General features: G+C 69.4%; 20 protein-coding genes and 1 tRNA gene. 11 read left to right on the forward strand and 10 right to left on the reverse strand.

The genetic code is table 11. The annotated features are described in order from the left end of the window. Positions 1-3: 3 nt before the first annotated feature. A complete protein-coding gene (locus QWJ90_RS04935; protein ID WP_290106572.1) occupies positions 4-1,068 on the reverse strand; it encodes an ABC transporter permease in 1,065 nt (354 codons plus the stop codon). Positions 1,069-1,140: 72 nt separating this feature from the next. Continuing rightward, positions 1,141-2,130 carry a substrate-binding domain-containing protein gene (locus QWJ90_RS04940; RefSeq protein ID WP_290106573.1) on the reverse strand — a complete coding sequence of 330 codons (990 nt, stop codon included), beginning with the start codon at positions 2,128-2,130 and terminating at the stop codon, positions 1,141-1,143. A 267-nt stretch (positions 2,131-2,397) separates the two neighbouring features. Here QWJ90_RS04940 and QWJ90_RS04945 point away from each other — a divergent pair, with 267 nt between their 5' ends. From QWJ90_RS04945 to QWJ90_RS04960, 4 genes are all read left to right on the forward strand, one after another. After that, positions 2,398-3,852: a sugar porter family MFS transporter gene (locus QWJ90_RS04945; protein ID WP_290106575.1), complete on the forward strand. Its 1,455-nt coding sequence runs from the start codon at positions 2,398-2,400 to the stop codon at positions 3,850-3,852. 221 nt (positions 3,853-4,073) lie between these two features. Continuing rightward, complete coding sequence (locus QWJ90_RS04950; protein WP_290106576.1) at positions 4,074-4,469, forward strand: tautomerase family protein; 396 nt, start codon at positions 4,074-4,076, stop codon at positions 4,467-4,469. A gap of 53 nt (positions 4,470-4,522) precedes the next feature. Next, positions 4,523-5,092, forward strand: a complete 570-nt coding sequence (locus tag QWJ90_RS04955; RefSeq protein WP_290106577.1) for an asparagine synthase — start codon at positions 4,523-4,525, stop codon at positions 5,090-5,092. A gap of 87 nt (positions 5,093-5,179) precedes the next feature. Beyond that, positions 5,180-5,252: transfer RNA gene (locus QWJ90_RS04960), tRNA-Arg, on the forward strand. Between the two features lie 50 nt (positions 5,253-5,302). Here the strand turns inward: QWJ90_RS04960 and QWJ90_RS04965 are convergent. After that, positions 5,303-6,772, reverse strand: coding sequence for an alanine/glycine:cation symporter family protein (locus QWJ90_RS04965; RefSeq protein WP_290106578.1), 1,470 nt, complete (start codon positions 6,770-6,772; stop codon positions 5,303-5,305). 217 nt (positions 6,773-6,989) lie between these two features. Here QWJ90_RS04965 and QWJ90_RS04970 point away from each other — a divergent pair, with 217 nt between their 5' ends. Continuing rightward, entirely contained in the window at positions 6,990-8,099 is a 1,110-nt protein-coding gene (locus tag QWJ90_RS04970; RefSeq protein ID WP_290106579.1) for an AI-2E family transporter, read from the forward strand. 49 nt (positions 8,100-8,148) lie between these two features. Here QWJ90_RS04970 and pgm read toward each other — a convergent pair whose 3' ends face one another. Beyond that, positions 8,149-9,792 carry a phosphoglucomutase (alpha-D-glucose-1,6-bisphosphate-dependent) gene (gene pgm / locus QWJ90_RS04975; RefSeq protein ID WP_290106580.1) on the reverse strand — a complete coding sequence of 548 codons (1,644 nt, stop codon included), beginning with the start codon at positions 9,790-9,792 and terminating at the stop codon, positions 8,149-8,151. 81 nt (positions 9,793-9,873) lie between these two features. Between pgm and pheA the strand changes: the two genes are divergently transcribed. Continuing rightward, entirely contained in the window at positions 9,874-10,842 is a 969-nt protein-coding gene (gene pheA, locus QWJ90_RS04980; protein ID WP_290106581.1) for a prephenate dehydratase, read from the forward strand. A gap of 32 nt (positions 10,843-10,874) precedes the next feature. Here pheA and QWJ90_RS04985 read toward each other — a convergent pair whose 3' ends face one another. Further along, a complete protein-coding gene (locus QWJ90_RS04985) occupies positions 10,875-11,927 on the reverse strand; it encodes an LLM class flavin-dependent oxidoreductase (RefSeq protein WP_290106582.1) in 1,053 nt (350 codons plus the stop codon). 57 nt (positions 11,928-11,984) lie between these two features. Here QWJ90_RS04985 and QWJ90_RS04990 point away from each other — a divergent pair, with 57 nt between their 5' ends. After that, positions 11,985-13,802, forward strand: a complete 1,818-nt coding sequence (locus QWJ90_RS04990) for a cation:proton antiporter (RefSeq protein WP_290106583.1) — start codon at positions 11,985-11,987, stop codon at positions 13,800-13,802. Here the strand turns inward: QWJ90_RS04990 and QWJ90_RS04995 are convergent. From QWJ90_RS04995 to QWJ90_RS05015, 5 genes are all read right to left on the reverse strand, one after another. Continuing rightward, a complete protein-coding gene (locus tag QWJ90_RS04995; RefSeq protein ID WP_290106584.1) occupies positions 13,780-14,565 on the reverse strand; it encodes an SDR family NAD(P)-dependent oxidoreductase in 786 nt (261 codons plus the stop codon). The two genes, QWJ90_RS04990 and QWJ90_RS04995, sit on opposite strands and share 23 nt — an antisense overlap. An 82-nt stretch (positions 14,566-14,647) precedes the next feature. Then, positions 14,648-16,054, reverse strand: a complete 1,407-nt coding sequence (locus QWJ90_RS05000; protein ID WP_290106585.1) for a dicarboxylate/amino acid:cation symporter — start codon at positions 16,052-16,054, stop codon at positions 14,648-14,650. Between the two features lie 334 nt (positions 16,055-16,388). Next, positions 16,389-16,622: a helix-turn-helix domain-containing protein gene (locus QWJ90_RS05005; RefSeq protein ID WP_290106586.1), complete on the reverse strand. Its 234-nt coding sequence runs from the start codon at positions 16,620-16,622 to the stop codon at positions 16,389-16,391. Next, a complete protein-coding gene (locus QWJ90_RS05010; RefSeq protein ID WP_290106587.1) occupies positions 16,619-17,347 on the reverse strand; it encodes a hypothetical protein in 729 nt (242 codons plus the stop codon). Before QWJ90_RS05010 ends, QWJ90_RS05005 begins: the two co-directional genes overlap by 4 nt. After that, positions 17,347-17,973 carry a hypothetical protein gene (locus QWJ90_RS05015; protein ID WP_290106588.1) on the reverse strand — a complete coding sequence of 209 codons (627 nt, stop codon included), beginning with the start codon at positions 17,971-17,973 and terminating at the stop codon, positions 17,347-17,349. Before QWJ90_RS05015 ends, QWJ90_RS05010 begins: the two co-directional genes overlap by 1 nt. Positions 17,974-18,124: 151 nt before the next feature. On the opposite strand from QWJ90_RS05015, the gene QWJ90_RS05020 reads away from it, so the two are divergent. The 4 genes from QWJ90_RS05020 (at position 18,125) to QWJ90_RS05035 (ending at position 23,400) form a co-directional block, all read left to right on the forward strand. Beyond that, positions 18,125-19,471 (forward strand): HNH endonuclease signature motif containing protein, encoded by a 1,347-nt coding sequence (locus QWJ90_RS05020; protein WP_290106589.1) that lies wholly within the window; start codon positions 18,125-18,127, stop codon positions 19,469-19,471. A gap of 117 nt (positions 19,472-19,588) precedes the next feature. After that, positions 19,589-22,114: an ATP-dependent Clp protease ATP-binding subunit gene (locus QWJ90_RS05025; RefSeq protein WP_290106590.1), complete on the forward strand. Its 2,526-nt coding sequence runs from the start codon at positions 19,589-19,591 to the stop codon at positions 22,112-22,114. 125 nt (positions 22,115-22,239) lie between these two features. After that, positions 22,240-22,743: an amino-acid N-acetyltransferase gene (locus tag QWJ90_RS05030; protein WP_290106591.1), complete on the forward strand. Its 504-nt coding sequence runs from the start codon at positions 22,240-22,242 to the stop codon at positions 22,741-22,743. A 12-nt stretch (positions 22,744-22,755) separates the two neighbouring features. Further along, on the forward strand, positions 22,756-23,400 hold the full coding sequence (locus QWJ90_RS05035; RefSeq protein WP_290106592.1) for a hypothetical protein: 645 nt from the start codon (positions 22,756-22,758) through the stop codon (positions 23,398-23,400). Positions 23,401-23,480: the final 80 nt, after the last annotated feature.

The following is a 23,480-nucleotide window of genomic DNA, read 5'->3' on the forward strand; positions in this document are numbered from 1 at the left end:
CGATCAGCCCACCTTCCTGGTCGTGGAGAGCTTCTTGACGTAGAGGTTCACGAGCACGGCGAGCACGAGCATGACGCCGAGGAACGCGCGGAACCAGTTCGGGTCCCACCCGGCGTAGACGATGCCGAGAGAGGTCATGCCGAAGATGAAGGCGCCGATCGCGACGCCGATCGCGTTGCCGAAGCCGCCGGTGAGGAGCGTGCCGCCCACCACCGCGGCGATGATGTAGAGGAACTCGTTGCCCACGCCGTTTCCCGCCTGCAGCGTGTTGAAGCGGTAGAGCGTGTGCATGCCGACGAACCAGCCGAGGAACGACACCGTGATGAACAGGCCGATCTTCACGCGGACGACGGGAACGCCGACAGCGCGGGCGGAGGCGTCGTTGCCGCCGACGGCGTAGATCCAGTTGCCGATGCGGGTGCGCTGCAGGACCCACGCGGCCAGGGCCACGAGGACGAGCCAGTAGATGACGCTGTTCCAGATGGTGACGCCGCCGATGCGGAACGATCCGGCGAAGACGGCGTGCATGATGCCGTAGCCGTCCATCTGCGAGATGTTCGGGCTCGCCACCGCGCCGGTCACGAGCTTCGTCACGCCGAGGTTGACACCCTGCAGGATGAAGAACGAGCCGAGCGTGATGAGGAAGCTGGGGATGCCCGTGCGCATCACCAGGTAGCCGTTGACGAAGCCGACCACGAGGCAGAAGACGAGCGACACGATCGCGCCGACGATGAGGTTGATGCCGAGGTAGTACGAGAAGAGGGCGTTGAAGAGCCCGGCGCTCGTGACGATGACGCCGGCGGAGAGGTCGAACTCGCCGCCGATCATCAGCAGCCCCACTGCGACGGCGACGATGCCGATCGTGGAGGCCTGGTACAGCACGGTGAAGAGCGCGTCGGGCGACCGGAACGATGGCGCCACGACGAGGAAGAAGATGAAGATGAGCACGGCGGCGACGGCCGCGCCGACCTCCGGACGCGCGAGCAGGCGGTTGGACCAGCCGAGCTTCACGCGGTTCGAGGACTCATGCGGCGCGCTGACCGGCGCCTGCGTGGTGGCCTGACTCATGAGGAACTCCTAAGGGTAGGGGCGACGGCGAGCGGGGGCGCCCGAAGGCGTCCCCGCTCGTCCGGCGAGAGATCAGCGCGTGTTGTTCTGAGCGAACGGGAGGATGACGTCGATGTTCGACTGGTCGACGAACGAGGGGCCGGTGAGGACGGGCTGGCCGCCGCCGATGTCGTTGCCGTTCTTCAGGTTCAGGTAGAGCGACGTGACCGCGAGGTAGCCCTGCATGTAGGGCTGCTGGTCGATCGAGAACTCGATCTCGCCGTCCTTGATCGCCTGAGCGGCGTCGGCGTTGAGGTCGAAGGTGATGAGCTTCGCCTCGCTGCCCGACTGCTCCATCGCGTCGAGCGCGTCCATCGCGATGGGGGCGCCGAGCGTGACGATGTAGTCGATCGACGGGTCCTGCTGCAGCTTCGCCTGGAGGCTGGCGACGACCGCGGAGTCGTCAGCGCCGTTCACCTGGATGTTCTCGGTGGCGGGCACCGCTTCCTTCACTCCCGCGCAGCGCGCCTCGAGGGCGACCGAGCCGGCGGCCTGGATCACGCAGAGCGGGTGCTCGCCGCCGTCCTCGGCGATCCGCTCACCGGCGGTGTGGCCGGCGAGGTTCTCGTCCGAGCCGAAGTACATCAGCGCGCCGAGATCCTGGTACTGGTCGATTCCGGAGTTGAAGCCGACGATCGGGATGCCCGCCTCACCCGCCGCCGCGACCGACGACGCCAGCGCGTCGGGGGTGGCGAGGGTGGTGGCGATGCCGTCGACGTTCGAGTCGATCGCGGTCTGGATCAGCTGCGCCTGCTTGTCGGCGGCGGGGTCGTTCGAGTACTGCAGCTTCGCGCCGGTGTCCTTCGCGGCCTGCTCGGCACCCGCGCGGATCTTGTCCCAGAACGTGTCGCCGGGCGTCTCGTGGGTGACCATGGCGATGGTGTAGCCCGAGTCGCCGCCGCCGCCACCGGAGTCGTCTCCGCCGGACTCCGGCTGTGCGCCGCCGCCGCTGCAGGCCGTGAGGGCGAACACGGCGACCAGTGCGCCGGCGCCGAGGATCTTTCGGGGGGTGATGAGCCTCATGGTGGTCCTTCCAGGGATACGTCGAGGGCAGCTTCGCCCTGCGACCGACCGTCACCGCTTCGACGCGGTGGAGATAAGAGTGAGGGCAAGCCCAACGCGCTGTCAAATTTTTGTCTTGACATTGTGTCAATTCCGTTACCAATGGCCTCGATGCCTCGACGGCGCAACGCTAAGGACAGTATGTCTATTTGACGTGACAAAGTTTTGATGTCAGGATATGGCGCAAGCGAGCGCCGGTCGGGCGGCGCGTCGGACGAAGGAGTCAACATGGCAAGTGCACACTCGGAGGGCTCGAGTACGAGCCTTCCTCCGCTCACCGGAGGACCGCATCGCAAGCGGCTGGGGCTTGTCGCCCTCATCGCCACCTTCGGCGGCCTGCTCTTCGGCTACGACACCGGCGTGATCAACGGGGCACTGGTTCCGATGTCGGAGGAGCTCGGGCTCAACGCCTTCACCGAAGGCGTCGCGACCAGCTCGCTCATCTTCGCCGCCGCGATCGGCGCGATGTTCGGCGGTCGGCTGTCGGATGGCTGGGGCCGCCGGAAGACGATCATCCTGCTGGCGGTGCTCTTCTTCGTCGGCACGCTGTTCGTCGTCTTCACGCCGAACCTCGCCGTTCTGGTCGTCGGTCGCGTGATCCTCGGCCTCGCGGTCGGCGGCGCGTCCACCGTCGTACCGGTCTTCCTCGCCGAGCTCGCGCCGTACGAGATCCGCGGCTCGCTCGCCGGCCGCAACGAGCTCATGATCGTGACCGGTCAGCTGGCCGCGTTCATCATCAACGCCGTCATCGGCAATCTCTACGCCGGCGCCGACCATGTCTGGCGCATCATGTTCGCCATCTGCGCCATCCCGGCCATCGCGCTCTTCTTCGGCATGCTGCGCATGCCCGAGTCCCCGCGCTGGCTGCTGGAGAAGGGCCGCAACGCCGACGCGCTGGCCGTGCTCAAGACCGTGCGCTCCGAGGACCGCGCGAAGGCCGAGGTCGCCGATCTCGAGCGGATCGCCGCCGAGGAGAGGGCGGAGGGCCAGCTCGGCTGGCGCGCCATCCTCAGCAACAAGAACCTCTCGCGCATCCTGCTCGTCGGAATCGGGCTCGGCGTCGCGCAGCAGCTCACCGGCATCAACTCGATCATGTACTTCGGCAACACCGTGCTCACCGAGTCGGGGTTCGAGCAGGGCGCGGCGCTCATCGCCAACATCGCCCCGGGCGTCATCGCGGTCGTCGGCGGCATCATCGCCCTCGCCATGATGGACCGGCTCGACCGTCGGAAGACGTTCGCGATCGGCCTCACGCTCACCACGTCGTGCCACCTGCTCATCGGCGTCGCCTCGATGGTCCTGCCCGCCGGCAACCCGCTCCGCCCCTGGGTGATCCTCTTCCTCGTGGTGGCGTTCGTCGGCTCGATGCAGACGTTCCTCAACATCGCGGTGTGGGTCTACCTGTCGGAGATCTTCCCGCTGCACATGCGCGGCGTCGGCATGGGCATCTCGGTGTTCATGCTGTGGATCGTCAACGGCTTCCTGTCGCTGTACTTCCTCTCGCTCGTGGACGCGGTCGGCATCACCGGCACGTTCTTCCTCTTCGCCGCAGTCGGCGCGCTCGCGCTCATCTTCGTCATCACTCAGGTGCCGGAGACTCGCGGGCGCACCCTCGAGGCGCTCGAGGAGGATGTCACCACCGGCGCCATCTACACGGTGCGCGGGCGCTCGCCGCGTCGCTGACGCTCGCAGCAGAAGGGGCCCGGTCCGCGCGGATCGGGCCCCTTCTGCTGTGCTCAGCGGGTGATGGAGCGCCGCTCGGCGTCGGCCGTCGCGCCGCGTGTCAGCTCGCGGCGAGGCGCCAGGGTGTCTTCCGCCCCGACTCCATGCGGTCAGCGCTTGACCGGACCGAGAAGCGCATGACAGAATGTCCTTACAAATAAACTCTTCGTCAGGAGCTCGCCATGCCCCTCGTCCGCATCGACCACAGCGACGCCCGCACGAATCCCACGGAGATCGCCACGGCCATCCATGACGCGATCGTGTCGGTCTACGGCATCCCCGAGCGCGACCGCTTCCAGGTGATCACGTCGCGCCCCGCCACCACGATCATCGCCGAGGACGCCGGCCTCGGCTTCGAACGCACCGACCCGGTGATCATCCAGATCTTCACGCAGCGCGGCCGTGCGACCGAGCAGAAGCAGCGCCTGTACGCCGCCATCGCCGACGCGCTGGAGCCGGTCGGGGTCGCCCCGCAGGACGTCTTCATCGGCTACGTCGAGAACGGCGCCGAGGACTGGAGCTTCGGGTTCGGGCGCGCGCAGTATCTGACGGGGGAGCTCGCCGTCCCCGGCGCATGATCGCCGCTCGCCCCGCGCTCGGCCGCGCCGCTAGTGTGGATGGGGGAGGTGCGGTGGGACGGAACGCCGATGCGATCGAGGAGGGTCTCGCGATCGCGCATGCCGCCGCGCGACTCGCGGTGAAGAACAGGATCCTCGTCAGCACGATCTCGCTGGACGAGGCGTTCGACGCGTCCCACTTCCTTCCCGCGGCTCGTGAGGCGATCGCCTCGCTCGCGGATGAGTCGGAGCAGGCTGCGGAGGAGATCTCACGCCTGCGCAAGGCGGCCTGGGGTCGGCACACGCAGTCCCGCGGCACGCACGACTACCGCGATCGAGACGTGCGCAATCTCCGCCGTCGCGCCAAGCAGTACGTCGGGGTTGCGAAGGCGCTGCGCGCGGAGCTCGAGGATGAGGCGCATCTCCTCGCACTTGTCGAGCAGTCGCGCGAGGCGGCGTGGGGCGACATCGCCTCCACCCTCGACAACCGGCTCCGCGTCGAAGCCATGCGGCCTGACCAGGACCCCAACTACGCCTCGATGCGGGAGGCGCGGATGCAGGCGCTGCGCCTCGTGGACCTGCAGAAGCTCGCAGTCGAGACCAAGGAGCGCCGCAGCGAGACCGAGCCCGCTGACGCCGACTGAGCGCGACGCGCCCGGGGTGCCCGCCTCGATTTGTGAGTGCCCGCGACTGCGTTGTATGCTCATACGGTTGCCGCGGCAACGGAGATTGCGCCCGTAGCTCAATGGATAGAGCATCTGACTACGGATCAGAAGGTTAGGGGTTCGAGTCCCTTCGGGCGCACATCACGACAGAACGGCCCCCGCTTCGGCGGGGGCCGTTCTGCGTTCCGATCAGCGGCGCTCGCGCACGGCCTCGCCCGCGCGCCACTCCTCCCAGCCCGGGTCGCCCGCCATGAAGCGCTCGATCTCGTCCTGAGAGGCGGTGAGCTTCGGGTCGTGCTTGAGGTACGCCCGCGTCTCGCGCGCGACCAGGCCGGAGAGGATGAGCAGCCCGATGAGGTTCGGCAGCGCCATGAGGCCGTTCATCACGTCGGAGAACGCCCACACCACGCCGAGCTGCGTCGTGCAGCCGATGAACACCACGAGCGAGAAGACGATGCGGAAGGGAAGCACAGCCCGCCGCCCCAGGAGCTTCTCGACGTTGCGCTCGCCGTAGTACGACCATCCGAGGATCGTCGAGAACGCGAACATGACCAGCGCGAGGGTGACCACCCAGTGGCCCCACTCGCCGGGCAGGCCGTGGGTGAACGCCTCGCCCGTCATGAGCGACGCCTCGATCTGCGCGCCGGCGTCGTCGGTGAGCTGGTATGCGCCGGTGGTGATGATCACGAGGCCGGTCATCGAGACGACGATGATGGTGTCGATGAACGTCTGGGTCATCGACACGAGGCCCTGGCGCACCGGGTGACTCGTCTGCGCGGCGGCCGCAGCGATCGCCGCCGAGCCCATGCCCGACTCGTTCGAGAAGATGCCGCGCGCGACGCCGAACTGGATGGCGACGATGATGACGGACCCGGCGAACCCGCCGGCGGCCGCGCTGCCGGTGAAGGCGTCGTGGAAGATCGTCGCGAAGGCCGCGGGCACGTCGGCGATGTTGGCGATGAGGATGTAGAGCGCGCCGATGACGTAGAAGACGATCATGATCGGCACGAAGCCGGCGGTGACCCGTCCGATCGACTTGATGCCGCCCACGAGCACCGCGAGCGCGATGATCGTGAGCACGACGCCGGTCGCCCAGGTCGGGATCGAGAAGCTGCGCTCGAGATTCGCCGCGACCGAGTTGCCCTGCGTCATGTTGCCGATGCCGAAGCACGCGAAGATCGTGAAGATCGTGAAGGCGAACGCGAGCACCTTGCCGAATCCGTTGCGGATGCCGCGCTCGAGGTACTGCTGCGGCCCGCCGTTGCGCTCGCCGGCTGCGTCGGTGGTGCGGTAGCGGACGCCGAGGAACGACTCCGAGTACTTCGACGCCATGCCGAGGAGGCCGGTCACCCACATCCAGAACAGAGCGCCGGGGCCGCCGATGCCGATGGCGGTCGCGACGCCGACGATGTTCCCTGTGCCGACGGTGGCCGCCAGCGCGGTGGTCAGCGCCTGGAACTGCGAGATGTCGCCCTCGGCGCCGCGGTCCTTCCGGCGCAGGATCCCGAGGCTCAGCGCCGGACCGAGGCGCACGAACTGCAGGCCGCCCAACCGGATGGTGAGGTACAGCCCGGTGCCGAGGAGAAGGGGGATGAGGAGCCACGGTCCCCAGATGATGCTGCTGAGCTGTTCGAGGAACGCCTGGATCGTGTCGAGCATTCGTCTGCCTTTCCTGCCTGCGCGCCGTCGCGCTCCGCTTTTCCGGCAGAGTCTATGAGCACGGCCGGGCCTGCGTGGCACAGCCGTGCGGCGTGGTCAACCTCCCCGGGTACTCCCGGAGATTCGGGCAGGATGGTCGAGACGTGCTCGCGACGACAGGAGACCTGCGATGTTCGGAAGGCAGCGGCCTCGCACACAGGCCACGCAAGCGGTGACGATGAACTCCGCGCACACGCCGCGGCGCCTCTGGTCGGACGGGTTCGGCACGCTGGCGACCCGGTCCATCCAGCTCATCGCGGTCGTCATCCTCACGGCGGGATTGGTGGTGACCTTCCGCGCGCTGTCGCTGGTGTTCATCCCCGTGCTCCTCGCGCTCATCTTCGCGTGCGCCTTCGAGCCGCTCATGGCGCGGCTGCGGCCCCGGCTGCGTCCGACGCTGTCGACCGTCATCGTGCTGCTCGCGATCGTGCTCGTCGTGGGCGGGCTCGGCTGGGCCATGGTCTCCGCCGTCCGCAACCAGTGGGACGACCTGTACGAGCAGGCGCAAGCCGGCGTGCAGCAGGTGATCGCCTGGGTGCAGACGCTGCCGTTCGCCCCGGATCAGGACCAGATCGACGAGTGGCTCGCGACCGTCACCGACTTCATCACGAGCGCGCAGTTCGGCCAGACCGTGGGCTCCGGCGCGGTCGCCGGCGTCGGCGCACTGGCGAACTTCGTCACCGGCTTCGTGCTGCTGGTGGTCGTGCTGTTCTTCTTCCTCAAGGACGGCCCGGGGCTCTGGCGCTTCCTCACCCGCCCCTTCGAGGGCAAGTGGTACGCGCGCGTGCGCCGGGCCGGTTCGAAGACCGTCGATACGTTCGGCGCCTACCTCCGCGGCACCGCGGCCGTGGCGGCCGTGGACGCCATCGGCATCGGCATCGGCCTGCTCATCCTCGGGGTGCCGCTGGCGTTCCCGCTGACGATCCTCGTGTTCCTGCTCGCCTTCATCCCGATCGTCGGCGCGACGGTCGCCGGCATCCTCGCCGCGCTCGTGGCGCTGGTCGCCAACGGTCCGGTGGTGGCCCTCATCGTCATCGGCATCGTGGTGGTCGTGAACCAGCTGGAGGGCAACTTCCTGCAGCCGCTCCTGATGGGGCGCGCGCTCAAGCTGCACTCGCTTGTCGTGCTGATCGCCTTGACCGTCGGCACCGTCCTCGGCGGCATCCTGGGCGCCGTGCTCGCCGCGCCGTTCGCGGCCGTCGTCTGGGGCATCGTGCAGGTGTGGGATGGGCCGGAGACTCCCGCGCGCTGGGCCCGCGACAACAAGAAGCCCGCCGTCACGATCTGACGGCGGGCTCCTCGGGGCCGAGCGGAATCGACGCGGGGGCGTGCGGCGATCAGCCGCCGAGCGCGGCGGTGACGACCGCGCGGGCCTCCTCCTGCACCTGGCGCAGGTGCTCCTCGCCGCGCAGCGACTCCGCGTACAGCTTGTAGACGTCCTCGGTGCCCGACGGGCGCGCGGCGAACCACGCGTGCTCTGTCTGGACCTTGAGGCCGCCGATCGCCGCGCCGTTGCCCGGCGCGTGCGAGAGCTTCGCGGTGATGGCCTCGCCCGCGAGCTCGGACGCGGAGACATCGTCGGGGGAGAGGGCCTTCAGGGCTGCCTTCTGCTCCGTGGAGGCGGGCGCGTCCACGCGCTGGTAGGCGGATGAGCCGTACTCGGCTTCGAGCTCCGCGTAGCGCTGCGAGGGGGTCTTGCCGGTGACGGCGAGGATCTCCGCGGCCAGCAGGCAGAGGAGGATGCCGTCCTTGTCGGTGGTCCAGACGGTGCCGTCCATGCGGAGGAACGACGCACCGGCGGACTCCTCGCCGCCGAACGCGACGGAGCCGTCCAGGAGGCCGGGGACGAACCACTTGAAGCCGACCGGCACCTCGAGCAGGTTGCGGCCGAGGGCGGCGGTGACCTTGTCGATCATCATCGACGAGACGAGGGTCTTCCCGACGGCTGCCTCCGGCGACCATCCGGGCCGGTGCGAGAAGAGGTAGTCGATCGCGACGGCGAGGTAGTGGTTGGGGTTCATGAGCCCCGCGTCGGGCGTGACGATGCCGTGCCGGTCGGAGTCCGCGTCGTTGCCGGTGAGGATGTCGTACTCCGCGCGCTTGGCGACGAGCGACGCCATCGCCGAGGGAGAGGACGGGTCCATGCGGATCTTCTCGTCCCAATCCAGCGTCATGAAGCGCCAGGTCGGGTCGACGTCGGGGTTCACGACCGTGAGGTCGAGGCCGTGCATCTCGGCGATGAGCGCCCAGTACTCGACCGAGGCGCCGCCGAGCGGATCGGCCCCGATGCGCACGCCGGCCTTGCGGATGGCCTCGATGTCGATGATCGAGGCGAGGTCGCGCACGTAGGCCTCGCGGAAGTCGTACTGCCCCAGCGTCTCGGCGTCGAGGTCGGCGAACCGCACGCGCTTGACGGCGTCGAGGCCGTCGGCGATGAGGGCGTTGGCACGGTCGGCGATCCAGCCGGTGGCGTCGGTGTCGGCGGGGCCGCCGTGGGGCGGGTTGTACTTGAAGCCGCCGTCGGCGGGCGGGTTGTGGCTGGGGGTCACCACGATGCCGTCGGCGCGGCCGGGGTCGTCGATCGCGCGGCCGCGGTTGTGCGCGAGGATCGCGTGGCTGAGGGCGGGAGTCGGCACCCACGAGTCGCGCGAGTCGACGCGCACGTCGATGCCGTTCGCGACGAGCACCTCGATGGCACTGCGCTCGGCCGGCAGCGAGAGGCCGTGGGTGTCGCGCCCGAGGAAGAGCGGGCCGGCGATGCCCTGCTCGGTGCGGTAGTCCACGATCGCCTGCGTGGTGGCGAGGATGTGGTTCTCGTTGAAGCTCGTGTTGAGGCTCGACCCGCGGTGACCGCTCGTGCCGAATGCCACCTGCTGCGCGGGGATCGAGGGATCCGGCTGGCGGTCGTAGTAGGCGGAGATCAGCTCGTCGACATCGATGAGGTCGGATGCTTCTGCGGGGAGTCCGGCACGGCTCGTCATAGGGCAAGTCTGCCCCGTCTGCGCCCTTCGTGCACAGCATCGCGTCTCGGACGCGCCGGTGCGCCCTCTAGGCTGATCGTCATGTCGACGGAAGCCCCCGAACGCCGGACGTACAGCTACCTCGGCCCGGCTGGCACCTTCACGGAGGCCGCGCTGGCCCAGGTGCCCGAGGCGCGGGGGCAGATCTGGCGCCCGGTGAGCAACGTCGGTCAGGCTCTGTCGGACGTCGTGTCCGGCCGCAGCGACGCCGCGATGATCGCGATCGAGAACTCCGTCGAGGGCGGCGTCTCCAGCGCGCAGGATGCGCTGGCGACCACGCCGAACCTCCGCATCGTGGGCGAGTACCTCGTGCCGGTGCGATTCTGGCTGGTCGGCCATCCGGGGGCGACCCTGCGCGACATCCGTGCGGATGGCGTGGCCGGCATCGCCGCGCATCCGGTCGCGTACGCGCAGTGCCTGACGTGGCTGGGCGAGAACCTGCCGGCGCACGAGCACGTCGTGGCCTCGAGCAACGTCGCCAGCGCGATCGGCATGCTCGACGGCACCCTCCCCGCGCGGGCGGCGATCGTCGCGCCGGGTGTGGCCCTGCATCACGACGTCGAGGTGCTGGCGGAGGACATCGGCGACAACCAGCAGGCGGTCACGCGATTCGTGCTCGTGACGAGCACCGTCGCGCCGGCCGCGCCGACCGGCGCCGATAAGACCTCGCTCGTGGCCGAGCTGCCGAAGGACGAGCCGGGCGCGCTGCTGGAACTGCTCGAGCAGTTCTCCACGCGCGGCATCAACCTCAGCCTGCTGGAGTCGCGCCCGGTGGGCGACGAGCTCGGCCGGTACCGCTTCGTCATCGACGCGGATGGCCACGTGTTCGACGAGCGGATGGCCGATGCGCTCATGGGGTTGCGTCGCTTCAGCCCGAACGTGGTCTTCCTGGGCTCGTACCCCCGGGCCGACCGGCAGGTCGTGCACTACCCGGAGCGCTACGGCGACGAGGCCTTCGTCGAGGCGCGCGACTGGCTGCGCGCGCTCGTGGCCGGCGAGCCGGAGGCGTAGCCTCGAGCCGCCAGTTCGCCGGTCGAGCGGGCTCAGCCGAGCTCGGCGGCCAGCCGCTCGATCGTCTCCAGGCGAGCAGGGGCGGCGTCGAGGGGGTCCGCCTCGTACGAGCCGGCTGCGGGGGAGATCATGACCTCGTCGACGCCGTGCTGCGCGCCGAAGGCCCGCAGCTCCGCCGCGACGGAGGCGGCGGTGCCGACGAACCAGCGCGCGCGGCCCTGCTGCACGAGAGAGTCCTCGAGCGGGTCGGATGGCGCGGCCAGCACCTCGTCGATGGTCTCGATCGGGCGCATCGGCTTGTTCGTGCGCAGGCGCGCGAACTGGCGCAGCTGGGGGAGCGCGCGGCGCTCGGCCTCCTCCTGCGTCTCGGCGACGACCACGTTGGCCGTGATGAACGACTTCGGCGCATCGAGCCACGCGCTCGGCCGGAACTGGTTGCGGTAGAGCGCCATCGCCCGCTCGAGGCCCTCGCCCGCGAAGTGGTTGGCGAACACGTACGGCAGCCCCATGCTCGCGGCCAGCTGCGCGGAGTAGTCGCTCGAGCCGAGCAGCCACACCTCGGGGGTGCCGGCCGCGGCGGGGGTGGCGTGCACCTGGTACTCGCCGCCGGAGGTGAAGCGCACCGTCGCGCCCTCGGGGCTCATGATCGAGAGGATGTCGGCCACGTTGTCGGGGAAGCGCTCTGCTTCGCTTGTCGTGCCGGATCGACGCAGCAGCTGCGTGATCACCGGGTCGCTGCCGGGGGCGCGACCCAGACCGAGGTCGATGCGGCCCGGCGCGAGCGCCTCGAGGGCCGCGAACTGCTCGGCGACGATGAGGGGCGAGTGATTGGGGAGCATGACGCCCCCCGACCCGATGCGGATGCGGGAGGTGCGGGCGGCCGCGGCGGCGATGAGGACGGGCGGCGTGGTCGACGCCACGGCCGGCATGTTGTGGTGCTCGGCGAACCAGTACCGACGCAGGCCGAGCTCGTCGGCGAGCTGGGCCATCCGCAGCGACGCCGTGATCGCCTGGGAGCTGGACTGTCCCGTGCGCACGGACACGAGATCGAGGACGGACAGGGCGGGAGCAGGTGCGTCGGACATCACTCACGCCAACAGGGCGAGGCTGTCGCCTATTCCGAGCGCCGATAGCCTGGCGGTATGGGCGCCGAGATTTTCGTGATTCTCGTCTGTTCGGTCGCCGTGGCGGCCTTCGCGCGATGGCGGGGATGGCCGGCGCCACTGGTCGTGACAGGTGTCGCCCTCATCGCGTCGCTGCTGCCGTTCGTGCCGTCGGTCGAGATCGACGGCCACCTGCTGCTGAACCTCACGCTGCCGCCGCTGCTCTACTCGGCGGCGCTGGAGGTGTCGTACGTCAGCTTCAAGCGGTCGCTGCCGCATATCCGCCGACTGGGGATCGGGCTGGTGCTCACCACCGCCGCAGCAGTGGGGCTCGTCGCCTGGCTCATGATGCCCGAGCTCACGGTCGCCGGCGCGCTGCTCCTCGGCGCGATCGTGGGCCCGCCGGACGCCGTGTCGGCGGCGGCGATCGCGCGGAAGCTGGGCCTCCCGCGTCGCGTGATGACGGTGATGTCGGGGGAGAGCCTCATCAACGACGCCACGTCGCTGACCCTGGTGCGCGTCTTCGCCGCGATCGTGGCGGGAGCCACCGTGACGATCTGGGACGGTCTGACCGAGTTCGCGCTCGCCGTCGTCGTCGGCGTCGCGATCGGCCTGGTCTTCGGCATCGTGCTGCATCAGCTCCGCCTGCGGATCAGCGACCCCGTGGTCACGGGCACCGTCGGCCTCCTCGTGCCGTTCGGTGCCTACGCGATCGCGGAGGAGCTGCACGGCTCGGGAGTGCTGGCCGTGGTCGCCATGGGGCTCTACGTCGGCTACAACGCTCCGAAGACCAGCTACGCGACGCGGCAGCAGGATGGTCCGCTGTGGTCGTCGATGGACTTCCTGCTAGAGAGCTTCGTCTTCGCCTACATCGGCCTCCAGCTTCCCGATGTCGTGGCCGAGCTCGGCGACGTGTCGGGCACCCGGACCCTCCTGCTGGCGTTGACGGTGTTCGCCGTCGTCCTCGTGATCCGTCCGGTGTTCGTCTACGCGAGCTACGCCTGGGGGCAGGCGTGGCAGCGCGTGCGCCTCGTCCGCTGGAAACACGCCGCGGAGGAGTACCGGCGGAGCCCGGACAGCCGCCGGGCGCGGATGGTGCGCAAGCAGCGCGCGCGTCTCGAGAAGCGCGGTCGCCCCATCACCGAGCGGACCATCCGCCAGCGCATCGTCGAGCCGCCGATGTCGGTGCGCGAGCGGGCCGTGGTGTCGTGGGCCGGGATGCGCGGCGTGGTGACGCTGGCGATGGCGGCGGCCCTTCCCGACCTCACGGACGGCGGCATGTCCACGGGAAACGTGGAGGTGCTGATCGTGTGCGCGTTCGTCATCACGGTCGGCACGCTCCTGCTGCAGGGGCTCACTCTCGCCCCGCTCATCCGCCTGCTCGGGGTGAACGCCGACGCGCAGCGCGCATCGGACGCGCGTCAGCTCGAGGCGGTTCGAGGTCTCTGCGCCGATGCCGGGCGTGACTATCTGCAGGAGCGGCAGCGGGAGTGGGTGGCGCTCTACGGCGAGGACTCGCTGCAGAAATTCGACAAGGTCGCGCGGTCGCTCCTGCGGGTGGAGAAGAACGCGGACAAGGCGGAGCGCGCGCTCGACGCGGCGGAGGAGGCGAAGCCGATCGTCAAGCGGCCGAGCTACGAGAGCGTGCGAGACCTGTCGAAGGGATGGCTCGAGGTGCGTCGCCGGGTGCTGCTCGAGGAGCGCGACAAGGGCAATCTCAGCGAGGAGGTCATGCGGGAGCTCATCACCGCGATGGACGCCGAGGAGCTCGCACTCGACACTCGCGGAAACCTGCGGCCACCGGCGCCGGATACTCCGCAGCGGGCCGGCCGCATCAGGCCAGAGCTCTCCCGCTGATGCGGAGCGCGGCGCGGCGCGGCAGCAGGCGGACGACGCCGGCGGCCAGCGCGTTGAGGCGTCCGGACACGACGCTCGGGGCACCGGCCGGCGCATCCAGGGCGCTGAGCGCGCGTCGGACGACCTCGTCGACGCTCTGCTGCCGGCGGAACGCCGCCGCCCGCGTGCCGATCTCGTCGAAGAACTCGGTGCGCGTCGGGCCGGGGCTGATGGCCAGCACGCGCGCCCCGCTGCCGCGGGTCTCCTCCGCGATCGCCTCCGTGAAGCTGAGGACGAAGGCCTTGCTCGCCCCGTAGGCGGCCATCCCCGGACACGGCTGGTACGCGGCGGTGCTCGCGACGTTCACGAGCGCACCGCGGGCCGCGAGGATGTCGGGCAGGAACTCACGGGTGAGCGCCGCCAGCGCGCCGACGTTCGTGCGCACCATCGCGTCGAGGCGCTCCGGGTCGGCCTCCGCCAGGGCGCCGCGCATGCCGAAGCCGGCGTTGTTGACGAGGCCGTCGATGCGCACGCCGTCCGCCTCGAGCCGCTCGCGCAGCGCCGTGGCGGCGTCAGCGGCGGCGAGGTCGAGCGGCACGACCCGCACCCGCACGCGGTGATCGCGCTCGAGACGGTCGGCCAGCTCACGCAGGCGGTCCTTCCGACGCGCGACGAGCACGAGGTCGCTGCCGCGGGCGGCGAGCTGCGCGGCGAACTCCGCGCCGAGACCCGAGCTCGCGCCGGTGATGAGGACGTTCTGCAGCTGTCGTGGGGAGCTGGTCATGTGCCCACCGTAGACACTCCGGCAACGACGAGGGCGGCCATCCGATCGGATGGCCGCCCTCGCCTGAGCGCGTGCGGCTGCGTCAGCTGCGCGCAGCGACCGCTGCGGCGCCCTCGTGCTCGGCGTCCTCGCGCTCGGACTCGTCGATGAAGGGCAGACCCTCGCGCGGCGCGTCGTAGAGGTCGCGGTCGAGGATGCCCTCGCGCTTGGCGACGATGGCGGGGATGAGCGCCTGGCCGGCGACGTTGACCGCGGTGCGGCCCATGTCGAGGATCGGATCGATCGCAAGCAGCAGGCCGACGCCCTCGAGCGGCAGGCCGAGGGTCGACAGGGTCAGCGTGAGCATGACCGTCGCGCCCGTGGTGCCGGCGGTGGCGGCGGAGCCGACGACCGAGACGACGACGATGAGGACGTACTGGATGAGCGACAGCTGGATGTCGAAGAACTGAGCCACGAAGATCGCGGCGATCGCCGGGTAGATCGCGGCGCAGCCATCCATCTTCGTCGTCGAGCCGAACGGGACGGCGAACGACGCGTACTCGCGGGGGACGCCGAAGTTGCGCTCGGCCACGCGCTGCGTGAGGGGGAGTGTGCCGATCGACGAGCGGCTGACGAAGCCGAGCTGCACGACGGGCCACACGCCCGTGAAGAACTGCCTGATCGAGAGGCCGTGGGCCTTCACGAGGATCGGGTAAACGACGAACAGCACGAGCGCGAGGCCGATGTAGATCGCCAGCGCGAACCAGGCGAGCGAGGTGAGGCGCTCCCAGCCGTACTCGATGACGGCGTTGCCGATGAGGCCGAGCGTGCCGATGGGGGCGATGCGGATGATCCACCACACCACCCGCTGGATGACCTTCAGCAGCGACTCCGTGAAGGCGAGGAACGGCTCGGCCTTGCGGCCGGCGCGGAGGGCGGCGATGCCGACGACCGCGGCGACCACGATGATCTGCAGGATGTTGAAGCTGACGCTCGAGGAGACGCTGCCGTCGTCGGCGACGTTCGTGGAGACGCCGAGGCCGAGGAAGTTCTGCGGCACGAGGCCGAGCAGGAAGTCCCACCAGGAGCCGACGTGCGAGGGCTCGGAGGCCTCCAGGCCGGCGCCGGCGCGGTTGCCCGGCTGCAGGACGAGACCGAGGGTGATGCCGATGCTCACCGCGATGAACGCGGTGATGGCGAACCACAGGATGGTCTGACCCGCGAGGCGGGCGGCGTTCTGCACGCGGCGGAGATTCGAGATGCTCGCGACGATCGCGGTGAAGACGAGCGGGACGACCGCCGTCCGCAGGATCGTGACGTACGAGCTGCCGATCGTGTCGAGGGTCGCGGCGAGGCCGTTGGGCTCTCCGTCGGCGGATGCGCCGATCGCGCGGCCGATCAGGCCGAGCACGATGCCCAGGATGAGGGCGGCGACGATCTGGAAGCCGAACGAGGTGTAGAAGGGGCGCTTCGCCTTTGCGGGGCGGGCCGTCGTGGTGCTGCTGCTCATGGTCTCCTGTGGCGGCGGGGATCTCCCGCCGGGCACGAGCGTCTACTTTAGATGCGCCGGAATATGGGAAGGGCGGCTGCGACGGAAGAAGTCCGCGTGTGACGGCGTGTGTCCGGCGTCTGGTCGTTCAGGCGCTCGAGACTGCGCGGTAGCTCGTGGGTCGCGCATCTGCTCTGACACAACGTGCGGCGAATGCTGTCCGAGAGCGGTGACGATGCGTCGGAGTGCAGCCGGGGCCTGCGGCGCCGGGGCCCCGTCAGCCGACCGTGTGGCGATCGTCGCGCACGACGCTCGGGAGCTGCGGAGCCGCATGCGCGAACACTGCCGCCGACCATCACCGGTCCGCGCGTACCAGCAGGTCGCCGATCTCGCAGTCGAGCGCCTGACATACGGCGATCAGAGTCGAGAAGCGGATGGCCCGGGCCCGGTCGTTCTTGAGGACCGACAGATTGACGATGCTGACGCCGACGATCTCGCTCAGGCGGGTGAGCGTCATGCCGCGCTCGGCGAGCAGCTCGTCGAGACGGCAGTGGACCCCGGTCCACTCGTCATCGGTCGCGGGCGTCACACCAGTCCTTCCGTGTCGCGCTGCAGCTGAGCTCCGTGGCGGAAGATCGCCGCGAGTGCCGCGAGGAGAAGCGCCGCGCCGAGCGGCCACAGCGTGGATTGGACGTAGAAGAACTCCGGGTAGCCGGCGTCTCCCCGGCCGATCAGGCCGCGGAGGATCGCGGTCTGGCCGATCGATGAGAGGACGTCGGAGCCGAGGCCGGTGACCGCGACGACCACCGCGCCGATGTACATCGAGCGGGTGGTGAGGGCGTGGAACGGGCGCCCAGCGGCCGCTTGGAACGACGAGATCGCGACGATCACGAATGGCGTGAGCAGCGCCGCTGTCGACAGGACCTGGGTCCCCACGACGATCCAGCGCATCCAGGCGGCAGGGGAGGAGACCGTCGCGCGCGCGTGGTCGTACGACAGGCACGCGAGTGTCGGCTCCACGGGGCGATCGGCGGTTCCAGAGAAGCACCCCGTTGGCATCGAGTATGGGCCCACGCTGCTCGTGGAGAACTCGATCCACGAACTCGAGAACGTCGTGATCACCTGCAGGGCGAGAACGAACATCGAGATCACGACGAACCACGACGACAGGATCAGCACGACGTCCAGCACGGCCGACCGACTGCCGCTCCGCTTCGCTCGCCAGAAGATGAATGCCACCACGATGGCGATCACGCCGAGGACGGCTGCCGCCATCCACAGGGCCGCGCCCGGATTCTCTCCACCTGCGGTCATCACACGAGTCCTTCCGTGTCCCGCTGGATGCGGGAGCCGATCGCGAAGGCGCCCGCCACGAGCGCGAGAATGAAGCTCCATCCGATCGGCGCGAGGTCCAGGTCCAGCAGGAATGGCCAGAGGATGGTCGTGAGCTCGGGAGTGCGCGCGGCGAGGTCCTCGACGACGAGGGCTCGACCGAAGGCGCCGCACGCCTGAGAGGCGATCCCGCCGACGAGGACGAGGCCGGCGATGGCGGCGAGAGCCGTCGCGATCATCCGGCGGAAGGGGCGCCCGCGCATGAGCGCCAGCGCGAGCACGGAGGCGACGACGCAGACTCCGATCGTCGCGAGCGCAGGCAGGGCGCCCTCGAGAAGCAGCAGCCAGCGGGCGCCCGCCGGAGGATCGGCGAGCACGACATCCGCTGCCGCACCTCGCGCGTCGACGATGCCGGCGACGCCGTCAAGCTGAGCGATGTCGGCCTGCTGCAGCGGCAGTCGCACCTGCGGCGCATCGGCGAAGACGGACAACGCGCCGGTCACGATGGCGACGACGGCGCCGACCGCGACGGAGACCGCCCCGGTAGCGATGACGCCGAGCGCGACCGCATCACCGCGAGAGACCGGATGGCCGGGAGAGAGTGACATGGAAGCCTCCTTTCTTCGCGATTAACGATAACAACGACAATCGATAAGAGAAGAGGTGCCCAGTCGCGTTCGTGATCGTTTCGTTATATGGAGGGCGCGAGAGCTCTCGCTCTCCCGTTCGAATGTCGGTGGTCCGCGGGATGATGAGTTCATGAGCCAACGAAGGCCACGATTCGAAGAGCGCCTCACCTACGAGGCCACTCCGGAGGAGACCCGCGTCCTCGGCAATGTCGTCGAATCACTCCTCCACTACCGGCGCGTGATGGCCTCGATCGCGGGGGCGGAAGCGCAAGCGCTCGCCATCGCCGCCGGGATCGCACGAGATCAGATGTCGCGGTCCGGGTCGAGCTCGGAGTACGCCTTCCCCTATCGTGCGATCGCCGCCGAGATCGGCGCGGCGCTCCACGAGCCCTCGGGGTCGATCGAGCGGCGGATGGCCGATGCCGAGGTGCTGACGAAGCGGCTGCCCGCGGTCCGGGAGGCGCTCACCGAGGGGCGGATCACCCGAAAGCACGCCGAGATCATCCAGGAGTACGCCGGGTTCGTCGACGAGCAGGCGCTGCCGCAGTACACGGCGCTCACCGTCGCGTTCGCCGAGGATGCGACGCAGCATCAGCTGCGGGTCTTCGCGAAGCAGCTCGCTGAGCGGCTTGGGGTGCTGACCCGCGAGACCCGCCAGCGCGTCGCGCGGCGACAGCACGGCGTCTGGGCGCGCGACCTGCCTGATGGGAACGGCGAGCTCGTCATCCGGCACAGCGCCGAGGTCATCCGCGCGATCAAGGACCGGGCCGATGCGCAGGCGAAGGCGTTCGCGAAGAAGATCCGGCGGCAGAACCACGCCGAGCGCGTGCGGGCCGAGGCGGATGGCGTGCCTCCGCAGCTGGACGACCGCAACCGGGACCAGATCCGAGCCGACATCGTCGCCGACGAGCTGCTCACGGCCGCCCCCACCGTCCACGTCGTGGAGCGGGAGGGGACGCCGAACCTCCTCGCCGGGATCCGGGGCACGATCGCCATCACGATCCCCGTCACCACGCTCGCCGGACTCGACGACGAGCCGGCTTTCCTGCACGGATACGGCCCGCTCGACCCCGACATCGCCCGGCGCTTCGCGAAGCAGGCGCCGGGGTGGGAGCGGGTGTTCCAGGATCCCGACACCGCCGCGCTTCTGACCGTCGATCATTACGAGCCGACCGCGGCCATCCGCCGGCTGATCGATGTGCGCGACGAGGTGTGCCGCTTCCCGTCCTGCGATCAGCTCGCACAGCACTGCGAGAAGGATCACACCGTCGAGTACGCCAGGGGTGGGCCGACGAGGGCCTCGAATCTGGCGGCCCTCTGTCGGCCGCACCACATGCTCCGACATCAGACCGCCTGGCATCCGAGACAGGTGTCGCCGGGAGTGATCGAGTGGACCAGCCCGGCCGGACGGAAGTATCGCGAGGTTCCGCTGCCGCAGCGCCGCAAGCGTGCCGTCGATCAGATGCCGCCGTTCTGAGCGCTATGCCCAGGGCGAACACGAGCACCGGCCAGGCCTTCCCTGGTTACGGTGGAACCACGGCGCGCCGACCGTCCTTTGTCGACGCGTCCTCGGCCTTCGGCCCAGAGGAGTGACATGTTCGAGAGATTCACCGACCGTGCCCGTCGGGTGGTCGTCCTCGCCCAAGAAGAGGCGAAGATGCTCAACCACAACTACATCGGGACCGAGCACATTCTGCTCGGACTCATCCACGAGGGTGAGGGCGTCGCCGCGAAGGCGCTCGAATCGCTCGGGATCTCGCTCGATGCTGTGCGCGAGCAGGTTCAGGACATCATCGGCCAGGGCCAGCAGCAGCCGACGGGGCACATCCCGTTCACGCCGCGCGCCAAGAAGGTGCTGGAGCTGTCCCTGCGCGAGGCGCTGCAGCTCGGCCACAACTACATCGGCACCGAGCACATCCTGCTCGGTCTCATCCGCGAGGGCGAGGGCGTCGCCGCTCAGGTGCTCGTGAAGCTGGGCGCCGACCTCAACAAGGTGCGCCAGCAGGTCATCCAGCTGCTCTCCGGCTACCAGGGCAAGGAGCCCGTGGGCGTCGCGACGACCGGCCAGGAGTCCCAGCAGGGCGCCCAGGGCGGCTCGCAGGTTCTCGACCAGTTCGGCCGCAATCTCACGCAGGCCGCGCGCGAGAACAAGCTCGACCCCGTCATCGGGCGCGAGAAGGAGATCGAGCGCGTGATGCAGATCCTCTCGCGCCGCTCCAAGAACAACCCCGTCCTCATCGGCGAGCCCGGCGTCGGCAAGACCGCCGTGGTCGAGGGGCTCGCGCAGGCGATCGTCAAGGGCGATGTGCCCGAGACGCTCAAGGACAAGCAGCTCTACTCGCTCGACCTCGGCTCGCTCATCGCCGGCTCCCGCTACCGCGGCGACTTCGAGGAGCGCCTGAAGAAGGTCACCAAGGAGATCCGCACGCGCGGCGACATCATCGTCTTCATCGACGAGATCCACACCCTCGTGGGTGCGGGTGCCGCCGAGGGCGCGATCGACGCGGCCTCGATCCTCAAGCCGCTCCTCGCACGCGGCGAGCTGCAGACCATCGGCGCCACCACGCTCGACGAGTACCGCAAGCACTTCGAGAAGGACGCGGCCCTCGAGCGCCGCTTCCAGCCCATCCAGGTCGCGGAGCCCTCGCTGCCCCACGCGATCAACATCCTCAAGGGTCTGCGCGACCGGTACGAGGCGCACCACAAGGTGCAGATCACGGATGGCGCGATCGTCGCGGCCGCGAACCTCGCCGACCGCTACGTGAGCGACCGCTTCCTGCCGGACAAGGCCATCGACCTGATCGACGAGGCAGGTGCCCGCCTGCGTCTGTCGATCCTGTCGTCGCCGCCGCAGCTGCGCGAGTTCGACGAGAAGATCGCCAAGGTCCGCGAATCCAAGGAAGCAGCTTCCGAGGAGCAGGACTTCGAGAAGGCCGCCTCGCTCCGCGACGAGGAGAAGGCGCTCCTCGGCGAGCGTCTGCGCCTCGAGAAGCAGTGGCGCTCGGGTGACGTCGCGGCTCACGCCGTCGTCGACGAGGGCCTGATCGCCGAGGTCCTCGCACAGGCGACGGGCATCCCGGTGTTCAAGCTCACCGAGGAGGAGACCAGCCGCCTCGTCTTCATGGAGAAGGCGCTGCACCAGCGCGTCATCGGCCAGGAGGAGGCGATCGCCGCGCTGTCGAAGACCATCCGTCGTCAGCGCGCCGGTCTCAAGGACCCGAAGCGCCCCTCGGGGTCGTTCATCTTCGCCGGCCCCACCGGCGTCGGCAAGACCGAGCTCGCCAAGGCGCTCGCGGAGTTCCTCTTCGACGACGAGGCCGCGCTCATCTCGCTCGACATGTCGGAGTTCGGCGAGAAGCACACGGTCTCGCGCCTCTTCGGCGCCCCTCCCGGATTCGTCGGCTTCGAAGAGGGCGGCCAGCTCACCGAGAAGGTGCGCCGCAAGCCGTTCTCCGTCGTGCTGTTCGACGAGATCGAGAAGGCGCACCCCGACATCTTCAACTCGCTCCTCCAGATCCTGGAAGAGGGACGACTGACGGATGGCCAGGGTCGCGTCGTCGACTTCAAGAACACGGTGATCATCATGACGACGAACCTCGGTTCGTCGGCGATCGCGGGTGGTCCCGTCGGCTTCCAGGTCGAGGGCAACACGCAGACGACCTACGAGCGGATGAAGGGCAAGGTCGACGAGGAGCTCAAGCGCCACTTCAAGCCCGAGTTCCTCAACCGCGTGGACGACATCATCGTGTTCCCGCAGCTGTCGAAGAGCGAGCTCGTGCAGATCGTGGACCTGTTCACGAAGCGTCTCGCCGAGCGTCTCCTCGACCGCGACATGACTATCGAGCTGTCGCAGGCGGCCAAGGAGCGCCTCATCGAGGTCGGCTTCGACCCGGCTCTCGGTGCCCGTCCGCTCCGCCGCGCCATGCAGCGCGAGGTCGAGGACCGGCTGTCGGAGCAGCTGCTGAACGGCCAGCTCGAGTCGGGCCACCACATCAAGGTGGACCTCGTCGACGGCGCCTTCACCTTCGACAGCGCACCCCGTGGCGAGAGGGTCTCTGTCGGCGTGAACACCGGCGGCGACCTGTCCGCGACGCCGGACCTGGCGGCGCTGGGCGACTGACGCTCGTCGTATCGACAAGGGGCGGGGCCTTCGGGCTCCGCCCTTTGTCGTATGCCCGCTCGCCCGGCTCGCCCCGCTCGCTCGCGTCCAGGAGAGGCAGAGGTAGCCCGTCCTAGGCTGGGAGCATGACGGAGTTCACCCTGCGCCCGGCACGAGCAGCCGATATGGAGCGGGTGCACCGGATGCTTCAGCCGCTGGTCGAACGGCGCATCCTCCTCGGCAAGGACCTCGTCGTGCTCTACGAGGCGACGCCCGAGTTCCTCGTCGCCGTGGATGGCGCGGGTCAGGTCATCGGCTGCGGCGCCCTCCACGTGATGTGGGAGGACCTGGGCGAGGTCCGCACCCTCCTCGTCGCCGACGAGTGGATCCACCACGGCGTCGGCCGAGCCATCGTCGAAGGGCTTGAACGGAATGCCCGCGAGCTCGGACTCTCGCGCCTGTTCTGCCTCACCTTCGAGGTCGATTTCTTCCGCCGTCGCGGCTTCGAGCCCATCGGCGAGCAGGTCGTCTCGCCCGACGTGTACTCGCAGCTCGTCCGCAGCCGCGACGAGGGCATCGCCGAGTTCCTGGATCTCGCGCACGTGAAGCCCAACACGCTCGGCAATACCCGGATGCTCAAGCACCTCTGAGAGGATGCCCGCGTGAGTCAGCGACGCCGCCCCAGTCCCGCCGTCTACCGACGCCGGCGCCTTATGGTGCTCCTGCTCGCCCTCCTCATCGTCGGCAGCCTCGTCTGGCTCGCCGTCGCGCAGCCGTGGCGCGGCGCGAGCGAGGCCGCGCCCGACACGGAGAACCCTGGTGCCTCCGCGACGGCGGCTCCCGCGGTGACCGAGCCGGCGCCATCCGCTGAACCCACGCCGACCGGCGCGCCCACGCCGCAGCCCTGCGACCCGAAGGACCTCGAGGTGACGGGGATCGCGGACCAGAGCGAGTACGCGGCTGATCAGGATCCGCGCTTCTCGATCGAGCTCACCAACAGCGGCGATGCCGAATGCCTGCTGAATGTCGGGACCACGACGCAGCGCTTCACGGTCATGAGCGGCGCCGACACGTGGTGGAAGTCGACCGACTGCCAGAGCGAGCCCAGCGACATGGAGGTCACCCTCGACGCGGGGCAGACCGTGACGAGCGCGGAGCCCGTCGTCTGGGACCGCACCCGCTCCAGCGTCGACACCTGCGACAGCGACAGTCGCCCGGCTGCCCCCGCATCCGGCGCGTCGTACCACCTTCAGGTCGAGATCGGCGGCGTGGCGGCCGCCGAGACCACGCAGTTCGTCCTCAACTGACGAACCAGCTTCCGACACGCCCGGCGATCGTGTCCCCCGAAGGGGGGACAGACGGTATTAGGCGGACAGCGTACAGTTGT

This window comes from Microbacterium oryzae (genome assembly GCF_030406385.1).
In the GTDB taxonomy this organism is placed as follows: domain Bacteria; phylum Actinomycetota; class Actinomycetes; order Actinomycetales; family Microbacteriaceae; genus Microbacterium; species Microbacterium oryzae_A.

Coding starts and splice junctions, on each gene's coding strand:
- QWJ90_RS04935 (WP_290106572.1), bottom strand. CDS start 1,068: ATGAGTCAGGCCACCACGCAGGCGCCGGTCAGCGCGCCGCATGAGTCC.
- QWJ90_RS04940 (WP_290106573.1), bottom strand. CDS start 2,130: ATGAGGCTCATCACCCCCCGAAAGATCCTCGGCGCCGGCGCACTGGTC.
- QWJ90_RS04945 (WP_290106575.1), top strand. CDS start 2,398: ATGGCAAGTGCACACTCGGAGGGCTCGAGTACGAGCCTTCCTCCGCTC.
- QWJ90_RS04950 (WP_290106576.1), top strand. CDS start 4,074: ATGCCCCTCGTCCGCATCGACCACAGCGACGCCCGCACGAATCCCACG.
- QWJ90_RS04965 (WP_290106578.1), bottom strand. CDS start 6,772: ATGCTCGACACGATCCAGGCGTTCCTCGAACAGCTCAGCAGCATCATC.
- QWJ90_RS04970 (WP_290106579.1), top strand. CDS start 6,990: ATGAACTCCGCGCACACGCCGCGGCGCCTCTGGTCGGACGGGTTCGGC.
- pgm (WP_290106580.1), bottom strand. CDS start 9,792: ATGACGAGCCGTGCCGGACTCCCCGCAGAAGCATCCGACCTCATCGAT.
- pheA (WP_290106581.1), top strand. CDS start 9,874: ATGTCGACGGAAGCCCCCGAACGCCGGACGTACAGCTACCTCGGCCCG.
- QWJ90_RS04985 (WP_290106582.1), bottom strand. CDS start 11,927: ATGTCCGACGCACCTGCTCCCGCCCTGTCCGTCCTCGATCTCGTGTCC.
- QWJ90_RS04990 (WP_290106583.1), top strand. CDS start 11,985: ATGGGCGCCGAGATTTTCGTGATTCTCGTCTGTTCGGTCGCCGTGGCG.
- QWJ90_RS04995 (WP_290106584.1), bottom strand. CDS start 14,565: ATGACCAGCTCCCCACGACAGCTGCAGAACGTCCTCATCACCGGCGCG.
- QWJ90_RS05000 (WP_290106585.1), bottom strand. CDS start 16,054: ATGAGCAGCAGCACCACGACGGCCCGCCCCGCAAAGGCGAAGCGCCCC.
- QWJ90_RS05010 (WP_290106587.1), bottom strand. CDS start 17,347: ATGACCGCAGGTGGAGAGAATCCGGGCGCGGCCCTGTGGATGGCGGCA.
- QWJ90_RS05015 (WP_290106588.1), bottom strand. CDS start 17,973: ATGTCACTCTCTCCCGGCCATCCGGTCTCTCGCGGTGATGCGGTCGCG.
- QWJ90_RS05020 (WP_290106589.1), top strand. CDS start 18,125: ATGAGCCAACGAAGGCCACGATTCGAAGAGCGCCTCACCTACGAGGCC.
- QWJ90_RS05025 (WP_290106590.1), top strand. CDS start 19,589: ATGTTCGAGAGATTCACCGACCGTGCCCGTCGGGTGGTCGTCCTCGCC.
- QWJ90_RS05030 (WP_290106591.1), top strand. CDS start 22,240: ATGACGGAGTTCACCCTGCGCCCGGCACGAGCAGCCGATATGGAGCGG.